Origin of the sequence: Malonomonas rubra (assembly GCF_003247215.1) — a bacterium.
Lineage (GTDB): Bacteria > Desulfobacterota > Desulfuromonadia > Desulfuromonadales > Geopsychrobacteraceae > Malonomonas > Malonomonas rubra_A.
In genome coordinates this window covers 109,615-126,960 of sequence record NZ_QKAP01000073.1, presented here as the reverse complement: position 1 = coordinate 126,960, position 17,346 = coordinate 109,615, and the positions used below count along the sequence as shown (strand labels likewise).

Below are 17,346 nucleotides of genomic sequence, written 5' to 3'. Positions count from 1 at the left end.
CGCATCGTAAATCACACAGAATGCTTTGCCATTCTTCACCGACAGCATACAACAAACCGCCTTATGTTATGTCCTCAGACGGTAACCTTTGCCGATCAGCCAAGCTGCCCAGCAAAAAAGAAACAGAGCGATACTGCCACTGACGCCAAAGGCCAGCAGATAGCTGGTATCCCCAACCCCCAGAATGGCGTGCCGGAAACCGTCAATCAGATAAAACAGGGGATTCAAATAGGAAAGGGTCTCCCAGGGGGCCGGCAAAATCGATATGGGGTAAAATACTCCGCCCAGATAAATCAACGGCAGAATCAGGAAATTGTTATACATCGACAATGTATCGAAATTATGCGCAAAGATCGCCGCAATCAAACCGAACTGGGCAAACAGAAAGCTCGCCAATAGTGCCATCAGAACTGCCAGCAATGGCGCCTCCCAAGGAAGTTCGGCAAACAGGGTTGAAATCACCCAAACCACGGTACCGACCAGCGATCCCCGTAACATGGCCGCCAAAGTATAGGCAAGAATAAACTGCGGAGGGGTCACCGGGGTGACCAGCAGATCGACGATCCCTCCCAAGTAGCGCGACATGAACAGCGACGATGAGGTGTTGGAGAAAGAGTTATTGATGACCCCCATCAGGATCAATCCCGGAATAACAAACTGCGCGTAGCTGAAACCCTCCAGCACGCTGAGCCGCTCCCCCAGAGTGGCCCCGAACACGAACAGATAGAGCGAAGCAGTGATGATCGGCGTCAACAGGGTCTGCGAAGCTACGCGCATAAAACGCAGAATTTCCTTGCGCAGCAAAGTCATAAACGGCAGCCAGGAGTAGAATCTGACAGAGAGATCCTTATCGTTCACCGTTTTTCTCCTTCATCCCCGTCAACTGCAGAAACACCTCTTCCAGACCACTCTGATCAGTTTCGATATCGCGGATCTGCAGACCCAGTCCGCAAATGGTTTTCAATAAGTTACCGGCACTTTCCCCGGCGGGCAGGCAGAGCAGCAACTCTCGGCCGCCATCTTTAAGCTTCGGTCGAAATGACTCCAGACCGACCGGTAACTCCCGCAACGGATCCTCCAGCCAGAGGCGAAGTTGCCGGTTCGACAGCCTCCGGACCAGTTCATGGGTCCGCTCCAGCGCGATCAACTCACCATGATGCATAATGGCTATCCGATCACACATCTGCTCAGCCTCTTCCAGATAATGAGTGGTCAACAGTATGGTTGTTCCCTGCTGGTTGATCTCGCGGACGAAATCCCACAGCCCATGACGCAACTCGACGTCTACCCCTGCTGTCGGTTCATCGAGAATCAGGAGCTGCGGCCGGTGAATCAACGCCTTGGCGATCATGAAGCGGCGCTTCAACCCGCCAGACAGCTTTAGCATCACCTTGTTCAGATGGAGAGTTAAACCAAGACGTTCGATCAACAGCTGACGCCAGTCCGGGTCGTCCTTAACACCGTAATATCCTGCATGCAGCTTCAACGCCTGATCGATGGTAAAAAAATTATCGATGACGATTTCCTGATGCACCACCCCCAGCATTCGCCGGGTGTAGCGGTAGTCACGCTGGTTGTCGTACCCGAAAGCTCTGATCCGCCCTGTTCCAACCCGGCAAACCCCGGCGATCATATTGATCGTGGTACTTTTCCCGGCACCGTTCGGGCCGAGAAGACCAAAGATTTCTCCTTTCTCAATGGCAAAAGAGATATCTTTGACTGCCTGAACCCCGGCAAACGATTTGGAAAGATTTTCAATCTGTAGTGCCTTAGTCATTCGGCGACTATACACCGCACAACTGCTACCTGACAAGATCGTGACGAAAGCCTTTCCGGCCAGCTGACTTTAGCTGCAACAAATCGTTATAATGACAATATAAATGTGCAACTCTTCGTTAGAGTGAAAGGAGTGCATAATGGATAAAGACAGATATACTTATGTTTGCTCGGAAGCCGAGGCTGGGCGCGATACCTTTGTCATTCATCCCGCCAGCTTGGAAGAAGGGGTGGTCAGTGAATGTATTTTACCTTCGAATCATCTGGTGGTTAAGACCCCCGAAGGCAAGAAGCGCTGCTGGGACTATCACACGTGCGAAGAACTTTCCCGGTTAAAAAATGAATGGCCAAGACATTAACAGATCGGGGTGCCTTTTCGGCACCCCGAAAACTAAAGCAAACCGCAGTAAGTTACTTTCGATCCTTGACAAACTCAGAGCTTGTCTATTAGGACATTCGTTGAGCTGTCTCGCGGAACGTCCTGCGGCGAGGCTCCATCATAAAATCAAAACGGAGGGATATTTTATGCATAGATTATGGATCGGGCTGGCGCTTTTCTGCTTTCTGGCTGCAATGCCGGCAAGCGCCGCTGACAGCGATACGGCTGAACTGATTGCACTAGAAATCCGTAATCTCTCCACCTCTGTCGATCGCCTGACGCAACTGCTCTACGATCAAAACCAGCAGGACCAGCAAGACACGGTTCTGCGCAAACTTGATATAGCAGTCGCCTATCTCAATTTCCGCTCCCGACGTATCGAAATGCTTGAGCGCGACAAACAGAGCAGCCAATCGGTGAAAAATAGGTTGGAAGATATCATTCAACAACTGGAGAACCGGCAATCGCAAATGGCGGATGAGGAGCTAAATGATCCCACGACTAAGGAAACGAACGAAGCCGCGCGCGAGGAAACACTTGAACAGATCAAAATGATGAAACAGCGGCTGGCCAGGGTGAATGACTCGCTCATCGATTACGATAACCAGATCGTCGAATTGCGTAATCAGCTCGACACTGTCGAAGGTTTCGTCGAGCGACATTTGGAGCTTTGAACCAATAACGTTGTCACGAAAATGGGACTTTATTCCTGGCTGATGGCCCAGTGTTACGATATGGCCATGGCCAACACTGAACAACTCTGCCTGAACGGATGGCGCCGTGATCTGCTCGCCTGCGCAACCGGAGACGTACTGGAAATTGGCGCTGGTACCGGTGTGAACCTGCAACACTTTCCCGCACATTGCCGGTTAATAATTAGCGAGCCTGACGCGCAGATGCGCAAGAAGTTGCAAGACAGGCTGCAAACGACCGAGCTGCCAGCCCAACTTGTCGATTGGCCAGCAGAACAGTTGAAGCTTCCAAACCACTCCATTGATACCGTCGTTACCACCCTGGTTCTCTGCTCGGTCGCAGATCAGCAGCAAGCGTTAAAAGAAATCTACCGAGTGCTGCGTCCTGGCGGGCAACTGCTGTTTATTGAGCATGTCCGTTCAGGCAACCGTAAAACGGAGCGCTGGCAACGTTTTTGCGAGCCAGTCTGGCGTTGTGCCTGCGGTAACTGTCACTTGACCAGGGACACCGCAGAACGAATTACGGAAACGGGGCTGGAGATAGAAAAGCTGCTCGAAGCGGAACTGCTCGGGGCTCCTGCCATCGTTCGCCGCACCCTGCGTGGCAGGGCGATAAAAGCTCCTGCATCGACTGGAGTTAATGACCCGCAACCGATCGACCCGAACAATTTCCCGTCGTGCCCACATTGCGGCGCAGCCGACGTCGCCAAAGTAATTTACGGCAAACCGCCCCTGACCAGGCAGATTCTTGCAGCACTGGAATCAGGTCAGATCATTTCCGGTGGCTGCATGATCCATGGCGGGGCACCCGAATGGCATTGCCTGCGCTGCAGGCAAGATTTCGGTCACAGATCACTACCAATGGATACCACCGTGGAACAGACATAATTGCGGAGGGCAAAGCTTGCCATTGTTGCAATTCCGAGCTTAAATAGCCCAACTAAATCTATTATCAGAGCCAAAAAGGAGAATATTCATGGCTAAAGCAACTGCCCGTCACATTCTGGTTCCGAGTGAAACCGACTGTAATACCCTAAAAAAAATGATCGAAGGTGGTGAAGACTTCGGCGAGATCGCCAAAATACACTCCAAATGCCCTTCCGGCCAGCAAGGCGGGAACCTCGGTGAATTCGGGCCGGGTCAGATGGTCAAAGAATTCGACAAAGTAGTCTTCTCCGGCGAGATCGGCAAGGTACTCGGTCCGGTCAAAACGCAGTTCGGCTACCACCTGATAGAAATCACCAGCCGCAGCTGATAACTTCCTTAAACAGCAGCGCCCGGCTGTTTCCGGCCGAGCGCTAGCATTAAATCATTTCAGATTCTACTCCTCATAAACCAGTACCCGGATCAGGCCGATGGTCGAACCGTCCTCGTGGGTGACACTGTCACTAACGGAAATAACCTTTTTAATGCCATTCTCGCTGATAAACTGATTGATGCGGCTATCCAACTCGTCCAGTTCTTTGCGAGCCCGGAAAGGCTCCAGCGGCTCACCAAATGTTTTTACCTTGATCATCGCATCCTCCTGTGCCAGTTCAGTTTTATCTCTGTGTCAAGTATACCCCAGCCGGAAAAACAAGTGGCCATAGCACGGCTACAAATCAGTGCTTGGCGGGAAAAAGCCTATTTTTCTTCAATCAGCTTGTTGAGTTCGGCAAGAATTTCCTGCTCTTCGCGGACCTTGTCTTTGTAATAGTTCCAGACATGGTAACCCTGCAGGCTGAGAATGGTCATTCCGACGGTGAAAATGGCCCAGAGGTTCTCGTGAAGATCGCCGGAAAAATGATAAAAAGTGTAGAATGCGCTCAAATAAAAGAAATGCGAAATGGCCCCACGCGGTTTCTTACCGCCCGTCATCTGCGTCAACACCATGATGATGGCAGAGAAACCGTACAACACCAGAGCCCAGTTGATAAAATTGGTCGGTGGAGCAGAACCTAGCATCTCATGAATTTCGGGGCTGAGGCTGGGTAGAAAATCGAAATCCCGCGAGGCACCGATGCTCATCGCTGTAAACAGCGCGAGAATCCACAAGCCGCTGCTCGACAGCAACTCAAACTTACGAATTTTGGCTTGGACCTGCAGCCGCAGCGGTTCGATGTCCGGCATCGTCGGTTCCGATTCTGGAGTCAAAGGCGGTGCCATTCTCTGTGTCAAATGGTGAACTACCAGTAGTTTGCCAACCCTGCAACGCATCGTCGCGCTGCTGAACCAGCTGTCGGAAGTCTTTCTCCAGACGGCCCAGCTTATTGTCCGCTTTCGGCAGTTCTTTGACGGTCGCCCCGGCAACGGCCTGCTTGGCGCAATACGTCAAACGAAAGATCGGGAGAAACAGGTTCATCCTCAGCAACGCGGCCACCCCGCCAATGCTTAAGAAAAGGACCATCAAGCAGAAAACTATCATTCGGCTTCTTAACAAATCAAGAGTTTTTTCCAGTGGTTCGCTCGAGATCCCAAGGGTCAAAAACCCGAGCACAGGTTCGTTTGCCGAATGAAAATGACAGTCCGCTGTTGAGCATTTCGACTCGTTCAGAATCGGTATCGAAACAGAGATCAAACCGCTGTCTCCACCAATATTGTGATTTGTTTTGGTACGTTCCGGGTAATCGGGCTGCATCATTTTACTGGCCCAGGGATCATCTGCCTGCTGCCCCGCCCCCGGAGCGGTTTCCTGGGGATCGCCGGAGAAACGGATTCCCCCCTCCTGGTCATAAATTCTGATCTGCCCAACCTGAGCCAAGGTGCCAACGTTGCCGACAATATTGCGCAGCGATTCGCGATCATCCTGCATCATGGCGTAGCGAGCCGATTTCGACACTGTTTCCGCCAGGTTGTCGACATGCAGAATCGCTTCATCGGTCATGTCCGATTTAATGAAGGTGTATAGCAATAGACAGCCGAACACGACAAAACCGGTGACAGCGATGGTAATCGGGACGATAGCTCTGGCAATCAGATTATTGAACATTGTCACTCCACAGTAGGAAGCTCCGGTTGCTTTCAGCAAATATCGCAGAAAAAAATGGTCGGCGGAAACCCGGCTTCTCCGCCGACCATAAACGCCATGCTTATCAAGCCCGAGCAGGAATCTCCTGCTCTCGCTCAGGGCTTGCCGTCACGGCAACTGATACTTCAGCCTCTTGTGTTTGCGCTTTCCACTGATAGAGGATCGGCAAGCGATTGAGGATGAAGCGATAGGTTGCGATATAGATTGCGAAGATCGTAATGCTGATGATGATCTCGGCAATATGAGGAATCTCCTGATAGAGCTTCCAGTTGAAGGCGATCAAAGCAGTGTTCAACCGGTTCAACAGGATTCCGGCGATGGTCACGAAAGCGCCGATACGCACCATGGTAACCATCTTGTGCCGGATACCGTAGGCAAACAGTACCAGCGGCAGCACTACCCCGCCGAGGATTTCCAGCATCCACCAAACTCCCCAACCTGTGGCGAGGTAAACCCATTCGTTATCATGAGCAACGGCGATCAGTTTGATCACCAAATATGTGATCAGACCCATGCTGGCACCTTTGGCCAATTTGATAGTCAGATCATCAAGGTTGTCTTTGAAACGATCGTCGCAGCGCCATGCCATGGTCATAATTACAATGGTGCTGACAGCGATAACCATACAGAGGCCGCCCGGAATCGAAGAGGTAAAGTAGTGAATCCACTGGAATTCGGACGAGTACCACAAAGGATGAACCTTGCCCGGTGCGTAAGTAAACAGGGCTCCTAGCGCACCTTGATGCAGGGTTGAAAGGATGATCCCGGAAACGGTCAGTCCGATCGTGCCTTTACGGATAAATTTTTTCGCATTCGGCCAGCCAATCCACTCGAAAAACGAGACCGAAACCTCGGCTACCTGCACCGACAAATAAGTAGCAACGTGCCAACCGACCAGGAACAGAACCGCTGCCGGTCCCCAAGCATAGACCATCGGGTAAGCAAGGCGCCAAGGCTGACCGAGGTCGACCAACAGGTAGACGACAGCGAAGAAATAGCCGAGCAAACCGTTTAGCAACGCCAACCGCTCAATCGGCTCAAAATCATGTCGACCGAATATCTCAACCGTGGTTCCCAGCATAAAACCGGAGGCAGACAGCGGCACCATACAGAAGAGGCCAAACCCGAGGAACAAGCCCCAAGGATATTCGTAGGAGGAATGGGTCACCGACCCCAAGCCGAAAATGAAGCGATAGATGATAAAGGGGATACCAACAGCCATAATTGCGGTGAGGATCCAGTTGAACTTGTTACGCACAACCTGATTGAGATACTGATCGAGGGTGAGACCGAGGAACAGTTTCTCCATTACGTTCCACCGCTTTCCTTCCCGGCTCTCTGCCCCATCCAGCGGCTTAATTCCAAATCTCTCTAACGTCTTCATTATTCTTCTCCCTCCTCGGCATCGCTGTCGTGGTGGTCATCATGACCTTTATTTTTAGTCGCCAGCAGGTGGAATCCAGTAAACAGGGCCGGCCAGATCGCCAGCACCATTGGTACCGTACCGAGGAATCCCTTAACATTATTGATGATCGGCTCTTTCTGCAGGGTGGTGTCGAAACCGAGCTGCTCAAACGGTTCGCCCGAGAGATACAGCCAACCGGTACCACCGACTGTTTTTTCACCGTAGATTTCAGCCTGGTATTTGCCCGGGTTCTTTTTGATGCGTGCGCGAGCAATCTTGAGCAGATCTTTACGCTTCCCGAAAGTCAGTACCTGAGCAGGGCAGATTTCGACACATGCCGGTGGCTTGCCGTATTTGACTCGGGTGTCGTAGCAGAAGATGCATTTCTTGACCACCGGGTCAATCACCTTTGAATAGCTGTAGCCCGGAATATGGAACGGGCAGGCGATCATGCAGTTCCGGCAACCGACACAGACACTACCATCATAAACTACCGCGCCTTCGTTGGTTTTAGTGTAGGCGTTAACGAAGCAGGAGGTCAGGCAGGCTGGCTCGTTACAGTGGTTGCACTGAATCTTCCGGTAAACCGGCTTATCACTACCTTCCGGCTCGTAGCGGTTGACCACGGTATAAGCCTTCTCGGTTGGGCGGCGCTTCTGGGTGCCGTGGTGGAAGGTCTGATCGAATACCGAGTAATCATCGAATGGCTGATCAGGAGCTGGCAGTTTCTGCTCTTTATTACAGGCAGCTTCACAGCTACGGCAACCGACACAGCGGGTCATATCTACCAAAACGCCCATCCCTTCTGGGAACCCGGCAAAACTACCCGCGGCCATGGCGTTTTTGGCAGGCGACAACATCACCGCAGCCCCCCCGGCCAAGCTTCCGGCTAAAAACTTTCTTCGACTAACTTTACTCATGACGATATCTCCTTGAAAAATTGCTCAACGAAATCGGATCAATGGCCAGCTGTGGCATGCTCTGCAGTTGTAGGTGCATACTTGCCTGCGTGATAGAACTCATCACCCGCTTCAGTTCTGGCATGGCAATCTTCGCAACCAGTCGGACCACCCACTTCCTGGTGACAGCCCATGCAGTTCTGATGATAGGCACCGACCAGACCGTTCATATCCGCATGGAAAATGTCCTGCTGGCTCTGAAGGTTAACCACTTCGGCCGAAAACGGCTGAGTGGGATGGCAATCCTGGCAGGCCACCTTGACCAATTCCTTGTATTCGCTATGGCATTTGGAGCAATACTGGTCGGCAGTACCGGTACCGGTCGTGTGGTGATGACAGGAAGAACAATCTTCTGAAACATCGACATGCATTTCGTGATCGAATTCGACCGGCTCATAATATTTAGCCAGCGCATCGATCGTTACGCTTTCAGGGGCATCCATGGCATATGCCGGCAAGGTCAGGAACAAGCCCGACAGTAAAATCAACAAACTCTTCATGTGCCACTTTGAATCCACAAACATAGCACTCACATCTCCTTGTCAAAGTTCAGGCTGCCCGATCCTAAGATCTCTCCGAAAACAGGCAGCCTGAAAATAAATGGGACGAACCTTCTGTTTATCTACCCCTTGAACCCTTATTTCTTTTCGCCGTGGATATAGCGATAGAAAATCGGGAAAGTGCAGAAGAAAGCGACACAGATCAAATATTCAACACCTTTGATATAGGTGTAGTAATCGACCAGGGTAAAAACCTCTGTAACCTTGCCTAGACTGGTAAATAATTCGATCATCTTTCTCACCTTTTCCTATTTGAGGTTTATATTTACTTCTTCGCCGAAACGGTTGCTTTGTACTTAGAGCTTTTCTTCGCTGCGTCTTTGGTCATCCCAAACAGATTCATCAGCGCCGGCAGTAATTGCGCAACAACCAGCAGGGCGCAGAAACCGACAAACAGCAAAACCAGGATGCCGCTGGTGTAGACCTTGCTGGTATCGGCAGCCATTGCCGGTCCGACCACCAACAAGACAAGCGACAGAGACGTCAGAATAGTCTTAATCCGTTGCATAGAAACCTCCTTAGATTGGGTAAGTTTTGGCTCATTCCTACGTGCGTGATAATTTCTAAAAGCACATAGAACTGCCTGTCTTATTTCTTCCCGGCCTTCAGCTCCGGCCGGTTTTAACGCGTGATAAAAGATTCCCTCTTTGCGAATCCGGCGCAGCAGGTTGAGGGAAATCTCGTCCGAAATAAGAATGATCGAAAGATAGCGATTACATTTCTTCAGCAGCGGGACCAGCTTGGCGACATGCGCTTCGTCAAAGCTGCCTCCCAGGACCACAACCTGAATCGTTTTATTGAGAATCCCCTCTAAGCCGCTGAAAACAGAATCGGATGTTTCAACCTGGACATCATCACCGCTAAAAAGTTCAGCCAGCTGTTCGCGCGCCTTACTATCTTCGTTGGCAATGAGCAGTCCTTGCATAGTGATTCCCTTTCCGTTCATAAAGTCCCGGTCAATCGCAAATAAATCTAATTCAAATGCTTTTCCACTTTGTGGTCGCGGACAAACAGTCCCTTGAGCATGCCGATGAACAGAATGGTCGCCGGGACCAACTGGAAAACAATGATCAGGGCAAAGAAACCGATGAACAGGGTCAACAGAAAGCTGCCACCTTCGCTACCAGCGTCCGCTGCAGCGAGTGCCGAAGTTGAGAAACCAAACAGGGCAACCAAGGTATTGCGAATGACGTTTTTCATGACCACCTCCAGAACAAAGCGTTATTTTCCTTTGTCCAACTATAAGAGCAGCAGTTGTGCCAGATTGTTTAACCAGTGCCAAAGAACCACGTAACTAGCTGTTTTTAAATGAGGTAATTTTTTTTATTGGTGGGAAAAAGTGAGTTTGACCAGACAAACTGTATACAATCGACATACAGTATCGAGTGTCAGGATTTACTCGAAAACAGATTAAAAACTGGATAACCCATTGAAATAATGTAGATTTACATGTCCCCAATGGATAGAACAAAAAAAATGTGCGCTGAATGTAAACTTCATTTTCGGTGGATTTTTCGGACCTAAAGCGGTTCCCTAAGGATTGATGAAGACTTGGCGACAGACAGACAATGAGTCTACTAAAAATTCCTGCTACGCAGGAATTTTTAGTAGACCAGATTCGGTAAAAAACACCCGATGGCGCTAATTTGCATTGTTTGACTCTGCAATTAAAAACTAGTACTTAGGTGGTAAAAATATTGTGGGAAAAACCTCTAGATCGTTACTTTGTTTACAGCTTTTAGAATCTGTATATAAATAATATACTGTTAAATTTGTAGGTGCTCTCCCGGTACCTTGTACCTTCACTTCCCCATCCGTTAAGACAACTTATCTTGTCATCTATCCTAAGATAATTTGTTAAGATCTATATATTTATCTTACAATCAATGCGCTCGCGCCCCTTCTCTTTTTATAATTCTGCTCACCGTCTTGTGTTTCCTCTTCAGTAAAAACTTAGCGCTTGACTCAAATGCCCGCTAAAACTATCATTTATTAGATAATGTTATATGAATAACATTTTGCACTAGCCTGACAGCCAGTGTTTTTCGCCCCAGAGATCATCGACTCTCTCGGTGCCTAAAGCAGCTAAATAAAAGGTAGTGCAGAGGGGTACTTGTGAAAATGGGCGAGGGAAAAGGGAACAAAATTCTGGTTATCGATGACGAGGCAGTCATTCGGGAAGGCATCAGGCAAACCATGTGTCTTGAGGGATACGAGGTTGAAGTCGCCCCGAACGGAAAAATTGGTCTGGAAAAACTCCAGAAAAGCAGTTTTCAGGTCGTGGTTTCCGACCTGAAGATGCCCGGCATGCACGGCATAGAGGTCCTCAAAGCGATCCGCGTTTTGCAGCCTGATGTTCCCGTCATTATCATTACCGGCTACGCCACCGTGGACTCTGCCGTCGAAGCAATGAAAAATGGCGCCTTCGACTATTTGACCAAACCTTTTCTTCCGGAACAGATTGCGGAAAAAATCAATTCCGCTGCAAGACAGCGGGAACTAGAGCTCTCCAGCCTGCCGGGAGAGGAAGATAACTTAGAAGATCATGCTTGTGACGCCTTTGTCGGGCGGAGCAAACAGATGCAGAAAGTCTATCAGCGAATTCTACAGGTAGCTCCGACCAACAGTACGGTACTGATCACCGGTGAAAGTGGCACCGGAAAAGAGTTGGCGGCCCGGGCCATCCACAACAACAGTCACCGTAAAGACCAGCCGTTTGTAGCTGTTGATTGCAACTCCTTACCAGAAAACCTACTGGAGAGCGAACTGTTCGGACACGTCAAGGGTTCCTTTACCGGCGCGACCCAAACAAAACCCGGACTGTTCTCGGTCGCCAACGGCGGCACCCTGTTTCTGGATGAAATTTCCAACCTCAGCATGACCACCCAGGCCAAGTTGCTTCGGGTACTGCAACAGCGTGAAGTCACCCCGATCGGCGGAACCAAGGCGACCTCGATCGATATCCGCCTGATTGCCGCAACCAATAAAGGACTTGAGGAAATGGTTGAAGCAGGAACCTTCCGGGACGATCTATACTTCCGCCTCAATATCATCCCGGTCGACCTGCCACCGCTTCGTGACCGACAGGGCGACGCAACATTACTGATCACCCACTTTATGAAAAAATTCTCCGAGGAGATTGGCAAGGAAATCAAAGGCCTCTCCGCCGAGGCACGCATCGCACTGGAAAGCTACCATTTTCCCGGCAACGTCCGTGAACTGGAAAATATCATTGAGCGGGCCGTGGTTCTCGCCCAAGGAGAAGCCATCGTCCGAGACGATCTGGAATTGCGTTCGGCTGACGACGATATCATCAGCGAAATAGGCATCCCGCTGAATACTGAAGAACTAAAGGAAAATAAAAGGATCGCCCGCGAACGGGCGGTCGAACCAGTGGAAAAAGCATTCGTCTATGCCGCGCTGGAAAGAAACAACTGGAACGTCACCAAAGCAGCGGAAGAGACAGGCATGTTGCGCCCCAACTTCCAGGCGATGTTGAAAAAACTTGGGGTTTCGGTAAAAAACCACAACACCGGCTAAGCGCCACCACTTCCTTTTCCCTCCCCTCCCAGCAAGAGCAATTTTGACTCCGCCTCGACAAGAGAGACATTTTCGTCGACCGGCAGCAAGATGGTAAACGTCGTTCCCTTGCCGACTTCGCTCTGCACACTGATTTTCCCGCCGTGATTCTTGATAATCCCGTAAGTAATCGACAGCCCGAGGCCAAATCCCTTTTTGCTTTTGGTCGAAAAGAATGGATCAAAGATCTTGTTCAAATCCTCTTTATGGATTCCCAACCCGTTATCCGCCACCACCGCCTTCACCGCAGCAACCTCCACATCAAAGGATGTAGTGATAGCTAAGATCCCGCCGCCTTCATGTATTGCCTGGGCAGCATTGATGAACATATTGAAAAAGACCTGTTGCAGCTGATCCGGATCAAGGTACAGGTCGGGCAAGTCCTCATCATAATGACACTGCAACTCAATATCCTGGAAAATGGTCTGTTGCGTTACCAACCTCAAGGTTTGCCTGATGATCCGATTGATCGAATCCCGGCGTTTCTCCGGAATCGATTCGCGCGAAAAATCCAGCAAACCGCGAACGATCTTTGCGCAGCGCCGGGTTTCGGAAACCACGACTTCCAGATTCTCCTTTACCTGAGGTGGCAATTCCGGCGTTTTTGCGGCTAAAGAAGAAAACATCAGAATGCCGCCAAGGGGATTATTGATCTCATGGGCGATACCAGCAACCAGCTCGCCCATCGACGCGAGTTTGGCCGATTGCACCAGCTGCGCCTGCATCTCATGAATCTCTTCTGTACGCTCGGCAACCTTGTGCTCCAGAGTATTGCCCCAATCGCGCAACTCAAGCTGTGCCTGTGCCAGGCTACTGGCCATTGAGTTGAACGCCTGCCCCAGCTCACCGAACTCGTCAGTCGGAACATTCTCAATCCGTGCGTCCAGATCTCCGCGGGCCAGACACTCGGTATGACGCACCAAACGGTTAACCGGCTCACAAACATATTTCTGGGTAAAAACGAACTGGCCGATCGACATCAGCACCAGCATCACCGCGGTCGAAACAAAAATGTCAGCGTGATGGTTAAAGGTCACTGCCTTCATCTGATCAAGGGAAATTACCACATCCATGATGCCAAGTTTCTGCTCATCCGCCGAATGAAAATGACAGTTCGCCGTATAGCAGCTCTCTTCGTTGTAAATCGCCCGGGTCATACCGAGAAAATCGTTACCGTAAGCGTCGGTAAACGTTCGGCTGCGGATTTCAACCGGCGCCTCGAGCAGTGCCTTGCTGGTACCGACATGACAGAAAGAACAACCTTCATCACGATCGCTCAGCGCCGTGCCGACTTCGGTTTTATTGGTAGAGAAACTGACCACCCCTTCCCGCCCAAAAATCCGGATCTGCTTGATCCGGTCCATGGTCCCCGCCTCGTCGATCATCTGTTGCAGCCGGACCCGATCGTCCTCCATCATCAAATAATAGGAATTATGGAGAATCATCTCACTGAGAGTATCCGCCTCGTACATCGATTCGGCCAGAAAGGATTCCCGGAGCGTACTGACGTTGAAAAACGCGAAGGTAAACATGATGACCAGCAGGGCGGTACAGGAAATCGCGGTATATTTAGATGCCAGCTTTAACTGCATCCATGCCTCCCCTATAGCAACAATAAAAACCGTTTCTCGTGAAAGGGCTCATGAGATAAAGATATATACTGAACCAAACACCGATATTTTTGAACTGAATTCATGCGTCCATTGTGGTCACACAAACAGGTTTTTTCGGCTATAAAGTAATGCCCGACCGTCCTGATCAGGCATTTTCATTGCCTTTCATCCCTCAGTGGAGTATACAGGTTGCGTTCTCCTGATCACATTCTTGAGTAGAGATGTAGCGATGGGTTATCGAAATCTGCGCGAAGCGATTCGCGATTTGGAAGCCAGCAATCAGCTGATTCGCATCAGCCAGTCGATCGATCCGAACATTGAGGCAGGGGCAATCCAGCGCCGCGTTTACCAAGTTGGCGGCCCGGCATTACTGTTCAGCAATCTGAAGGGTTGCGCATTTCCTGCTGTGGGCAACCTGTTTGGCACCCTGGAACGGACCCGCTACCTGTTTCGCGACACCCTGAAGCATGTAGAAGCCTTGGTTCAATTGAAATTAGAACCAAAGAGCATGATTAAAAATCCATCCGCCCTGTTTTCTGCTCCCTCTGCTGCGTTTCACCTATTGCCGAAAAAACAAAAAACGGGACCGATCCTCCACTCACAAACCAGCTTGTCGAAACTACCACAGATCAAAAGCTGGCCAGATGACGGCGGCGCCTTCATCACCCTGCCACAGGTCTACTCGGAAAGCACCCTGAAACCAGGAATCCACTCCTCAAACCTCGGCATGTACCGCGTGCAGATTTCTGGTAACGACTACGCTCCTGACCTGGAAGCAGGCTTGCATTACCAGATCCACCGCGGCATTGGCATCCATCATCGCGAAGCCCTCGAGCTGAACAAACCATTTCGCGTCAATATTTTCGTAGGCGGCCCCCCGAGCATGACCGTAGCTGCTGTAATGCCGTTACCGGAGGGGATGCCGGAACTAGCCTTTGCCGGTCTACTGGCCGGCCATCGAATCCCGATGGTCCAGCCGTTCGGCCTGCTGCCTATGCCGGCCGAAGCCGATTTCGTTATCTGCGGCACCATCGACCCGCAGCATCAAAAACCGGAGGGGCCCTTCGGCGATCACCTCGGCTATTACAGTCTGGCCCACGATTTTCCGCTGGTAAAGGTCGAGCGGATCTATCATCGCCCCGACGCCATCTGGCCGTTCACTACCGTCGGTCGTCCTCCGCAGGAAGACACCAGCTTCGGTGCCTTTATCCATGAACTGACCGGAGAACTGATCCCCGAGGTTCTGCCAGGCATCAAAGGGGTCCACGCGGTCGACGCCGCTGGCGTCCACCCGCTGTTGCTGGCGGTCGGCAGTGAGCGCTACACCCCCTACAACGACCTGACTGAGCCGCAGGAAATTCTCACACAGGCAAATGCGATTCTCGGCCAGGGCCAGCTATCTTTGGCCAAATACCTGTTGATCGTGGCGGAAAACGACAACCCGCAGCTCGATATTCACGACATTCCTGCCTTTTTCCAGCATCTCCTGGAGCGTATCGACTGGCGCCGCGACCTGCACTTCCAGACCCGCACTACCATCGACACCCTCGATTACAGCGGCCATGGTCTAAATCAGGGGTCAAAGGTGGTCATGGCCGCAGTCGGAGCAAAACGACGCGAACTGCCGCACAAGCTCCCGGAGAACCTGAAGTTGCCCCGCGGCTATAAAAGCCCACAGCTCGCCATGCCAGGGATTTTGCTGCTCGAAGGGCCACAATGCAAAGAATATCGCCCAGGGCAGGATCGTGACCTGGAACGACTGGCCAAGAAATACCGTGCCGACGACCCGATCAATCAATTTCCGTTAATCCTGATTGTCGATGATAGCGAATTTTGTTCGAAGCAACTGAACAACTGGCTTTGGGTCTGTTTCACTCGCTCCAACCCGGCGGCCGACATTTACGGCATTGAAGCAGTCGTTTCCGCCAAGCATTGGGGCTGCGAGGGCAGTTTGATTATCGACGCACGCCGGAAACCACAGCACGCACCACCACTGATCGATATACCGGAAATTGAAAAGCGGGTTGACCAATTGGGCGCCAAAGGCGGCCCGCTGCATGGCATCATTTAAGACAAGATGGAGAATGACCTGTGCTGAAGAAGAACGAAGAGACATTTCACGTCCCGTCGCTGGCCGAATCGGTCGGCAACACCCCGCTGGTTGACATTTCGGCGTTATGCGCCAAACAGGGCGTTCGTATCCTGGCGAAACTGGAAGGGAGCAATCCCGGCGGGTCGGTAAAGGATCGGCCGGCTCTGTATATGATAGAAAAAGCAGAACTGGGCGGCGAACTGACCCACGACAAGATCATTCTCGAGCCAACCTCGGGCAACACCGGGATAGCCATCGCCATGATCGGCGCCGCCAAAGGTTACCGGGTCAAATTGGTAATGCCAGCCTGCGTCAGCGCCGAACGGCGAGGAGTCCTCGAAGCGTATGGGGCGGAAGTGGTTCTCTCCCCCGGCTGCGAAGCGACCGACGGTGCGATCCGCCTGGCACATAAGATTCTCGCCGAAACCCCCGATATGTATTACATGCCGAACCAATATGCGAACCCGAACAACCCGTTAGCCCATTACGAGACCACCGGGCCGGAAATCCTCCAGCAATCAGGAGGCGAGATCGATTATTTAGTCGCCGGCATGGGAACCTCAGGCACTCTGATGGGGCTGAGCCGCTTTTTTGCCGATCACGTGCCACAGGTTAAAGTAGTTGGCATCGAACCAACTCTGGGGCACAAGGTTCAAGGGCTGAAAAACATGCAGGAAGCGATTGTCCCGGAAATTTACGATGAAACCAAGCTGCACCAGAAAATGGTCATCGAAGATGAAGAAGCATACGAAACCGCTCGGCAACTGGCGGTAAAGCTGGGAATCTTTGTCGGCATGTCGAGCGGGGCGGCAGCCGCTGGCGCCATTCGCGTCGCCAACCAAATCGCTTCTGGCACCATCGTCACCATCCTGCCTGATCGCGGCGACCGCTATTTGAGCACCAACCTGTTCCGTTCGCACTGCGGCAACTGCCCGCCCTGATGTCGCTGCCGGAACTGCTGCGCAAACGCGCCGAAAAATTGCTGTTCGATTTCTGCAATCAAGCCGCGGAAGACCCTTTTCGCCCGCGGCATTTGCGCTATCGGATCGAAGGCCAACAGATCAACCTGTTCGAAGTGCGGCGCTGTCAGAATAACCCCAAGGAACACCAGGCGCTACCGATGGCACAAATCCGCTATAATCCTGACCTGAATCAGTGGACCTTGCATCATCTGAACGATGAGCGTTGGCAGCTGTACCTGAATATCACGCCGAGCCTTGACCTCAGCAAGCTCCTGACAGCCATCAAACAGGACCCAATGGGCTACTTTTGGCCTGAATGAAA

20 protein-coding genes are annotated in these 17,346 nt (G+C 51.3%); 8 read left to right on the top strand and 12 right to left on the bottom strand.

From position 1 onward, the window contains the following. Positions 1–66: 66 nt before the first annotated feature. A complete protein-coding gene (locus Q7J88_RS07610; protein WP_303721575.1) occupies positions 67–858 on the bottom strand; it encodes an ABC transporter permease in 792 nt (263 codons plus the stop codon). Beyond that, positions 848–1,792 (bottom strand): ABC transporter ATP-binding protein, encoded by a 945-nt coding sequence (locus tag Q7J88_RS07605; protein WP_303721574.1) that lies wholly within the window; start codon positions 1,790–1,792, stop codon positions 848–850. Before Q7J88_RS07605 ends, Q7J88_RS07610 begins: the two co-directional genes overlap by 11 nt. A gap of 124 nt (positions 1,793–1,916) precedes the next feature. On the opposite strand from Q7J88_RS07605, the gene Q7J88_RS07600 reads away from it, so the two are divergent. The 4 genes from Q7J88_RS07600 to Q7J88_RS07585 all read left to right on the top strand — a co-directional run bounded on the left by Q7J88_RS07600 (position 1,917) and on the right by Q7J88_RS07585 (position 4,102). Further along, complete coding sequence (locus Q7J88_RS07600; RefSeq protein ID WP_303721573.1) at positions 1,917–2,135, top strand: hypothetical protein; 219 nt, start codon at positions 1,917–1,919, stop codon at positions 2,133–2,135. A gap of 166 nt (positions 2,136–2,301) precedes the next feature. Further along, positions 2,302–2,829 (top strand): hypothetical protein, encoded by a 528-nt coding sequence (locus Q7J88_RS07595; RefSeq protein ID WP_303721572.1) that lies wholly within the window; start codon positions 2,302–2,304, stop codon positions 2,827–2,829. 66 nt (positions 2,830–2,895) lie between these two features. Next, a complete protein-coding gene (locus Q7J88_RS07590) occupies positions 2,896–3,735 on the top strand; it encodes a class I SAM-dependent methyltransferase (protein ID WP_303721571.1) in 840 nt (279 codons plus the stop codon). Between the two features lie 88 nt (positions 3,736–3,823). Continuing rightward, positions 3,824–4,102 (top strand): peptidylprolyl isomerase, encoded by a 279-nt coding sequence (locus tag Q7J88_RS07585; protein WP_303721570.1) that lies wholly within the window; start codon positions 3,824–3,826, stop codon positions 4,100–4,102. 66 nt (positions 4,103–4,168) lie between these two features. Here the strand turns inward: Q7J88_RS07585 and Q7J88_RS07580 are convergent, their stop codons facing one another. The 9 genes from Q7J88_RS07580 to Q7J88_RS07540 all read right to left on the bottom strand — a co-directional run bounded on the left by Q7J88_RS07580 (position 4,169) and on the right by Q7J88_RS07540 (position 9,978). Further along, positions 4,169–4,363, bottom strand: a complete 195-nt coding sequence (locus tag Q7J88_RS07580) for a hypothetical protein (protein WP_303721569.1) — start codon at positions 4,361–4,363, stop codon at positions 4,169–4,171. Between the two features lie 107 nt (positions 4,364–4,470). After that, positions 4,471–4,956, bottom strand: coding sequence for a menaquinol oxidoreductase (locus tag Q7J88_RS07575; protein ID WP_303721568.1), 486 nt, complete (start codon positions 4,954–4,956; stop codon positions 4,471–4,473). Further along, on the bottom strand, positions 4,907–5,815 hold the full coding sequence (locus Q7J88_RS07570; protein ID WP_303721567.1) for a hypothetical protein: 909 nt from the start codon (positions 5,813–5,815) through the stop codon (positions 4,907–4,909). The genes Q7J88_RS07575 and Q7J88_RS07570 overlap by 50 nt, the downstream gene beginning before the upstream one ends. Positions 5,816–5,918: 103 nt before the next feature. Then, the gene (locus Q7J88_RS07565) at positions 5,919–7,238 is read right to left on the bottom strand and encodes a polysulfide reductase (protein WP_303721566.1); all 1,320 of its coding nucleotides are present in this window, start codon (positions 7,236–7,238) and stop codon (positions 5,919–5,921) included. After that, positions 7,238–8,179 (bottom strand): 4Fe-4S dicluster domain-containing protein, encoded by a 942-nt coding sequence (locus tag Q7J88_RS07560; protein WP_303721565.1) that lies wholly within the window; start codon positions 8,177–8,179, stop codon positions 7,238–7,240. Before Q7J88_RS07560 ends, Q7J88_RS07565 begins: the two co-directional genes overlap by 1 nt. A gap of 38 nt (positions 8,180–8,217) precedes the next feature. Then, positions 8,218–8,742, bottom strand: coding sequence for a cytochrome c3 family protein (locus Q7J88_RS07555; RefSeq protein ID WP_303721564.1), 525 nt, complete (start codon positions 8,740–8,742; stop codon positions 8,218–8,220). Between the two features lie 113 nt (positions 8,743–8,855). Beyond that, positions 8,856–9,011, bottom strand: coding sequence for a hypothetical protein (locus Q7J88_RS07550; protein WP_303721563.1), 156 nt, complete (start codon positions 9,009–9,011; stop codon positions 8,856–8,858). Positions 9,012–9,043: 32 nt separating this feature from the next. Further along, on the bottom strand, positions 9,044–9,703 hold the full coding sequence (locus tag Q7J88_RS07545) for a hypothetical protein (RefSeq protein WP_303721562.1): 660 nt from the start codon (positions 9,701–9,703) through the stop codon (positions 9,044–9,046). 47 nt (positions 9,704–9,750) lie between these two features. Continuing rightward, on the bottom strand, positions 9,751–9,978 hold the full coding sequence (locus tag Q7J88_RS07540; RefSeq protein ID WP_303721561.1) for a hypothetical protein: 228 nt from the start codon (positions 9,976–9,978) through the stop codon (positions 9,751–9,753). Between the two features lie 921 nt (positions 9,979–10,899). Between Q7J88_RS07540 and Q7J88_RS07535 the strand changes: the two genes are divergently transcribed. After that, positions 10,900–12,318: a sigma-54 dependent transcriptional regulator gene (locus Q7J88_RS07535; RefSeq protein WP_303721560.1), complete on the top strand. Its 1,419-nt coding sequence runs from the start codon at positions 10,900–10,902 to the stop codon at positions 12,316–12,318. Here the strand turns inward: Q7J88_RS07535 and Q7J88_RS07530 are convergent. Continuing rightward, positions 12,315–13,949 (bottom strand): ATP-binding protein, encoded by a 1,635-nt coding sequence (locus Q7J88_RS07530; RefSeq protein WP_303721559.1) that lies wholly within the window; start codon positions 13,947–13,949, stop codon positions 12,315–12,317. The genes Q7J88_RS07535 and Q7J88_RS07530 overlap by 4 nt on opposite strands. 250 nt (positions 13,950–14,199) lie before the next feature. Between Q7J88_RS07530 and Q7J88_RS07525 the strand changes: the two genes are divergently transcribed. From Q7J88_RS07525 to Q7J88_RS07515, 3 genes are read left to right on the top strand one after another with little or no spacing between them, the layout of a single operon-like run. Continuing rightward, positions 14,200–16,041 (top strand): UbiD family decarboxylase, encoded by a 1,842-nt coding sequence (locus Q7J88_RS07525; RefSeq protein ID WP_303721558.1) that lies wholly within the window; start codon positions 14,200–14,202, stop codon positions 16,039–16,041. Between the two features lie 20 nt (positions 16,042–16,061). After that, entirely contained in the window at positions 16,062–17,003 is a 942-nt protein-coding gene (locus Q7J88_RS07520) for a PLP-dependent cysteine synthase family protein (protein WP_303721557.1), read from the top strand. Beyond that, positions 17,003–17,344: a DUF3024 domain-containing protein gene (locus tag Q7J88_RS07515; protein WP_303721556.1), complete on the top strand. Its 342-nt coding sequence runs from the start codon at positions 17,003–17,005 to the stop codon at positions 17,342–17,344. The genes Q7J88_RS07520 and Q7J88_RS07515 overlap by 1 nt, the downstream gene beginning before the upstream one ends. Positions 17,345–17,346: the final 2 nt, after the last annotated feature.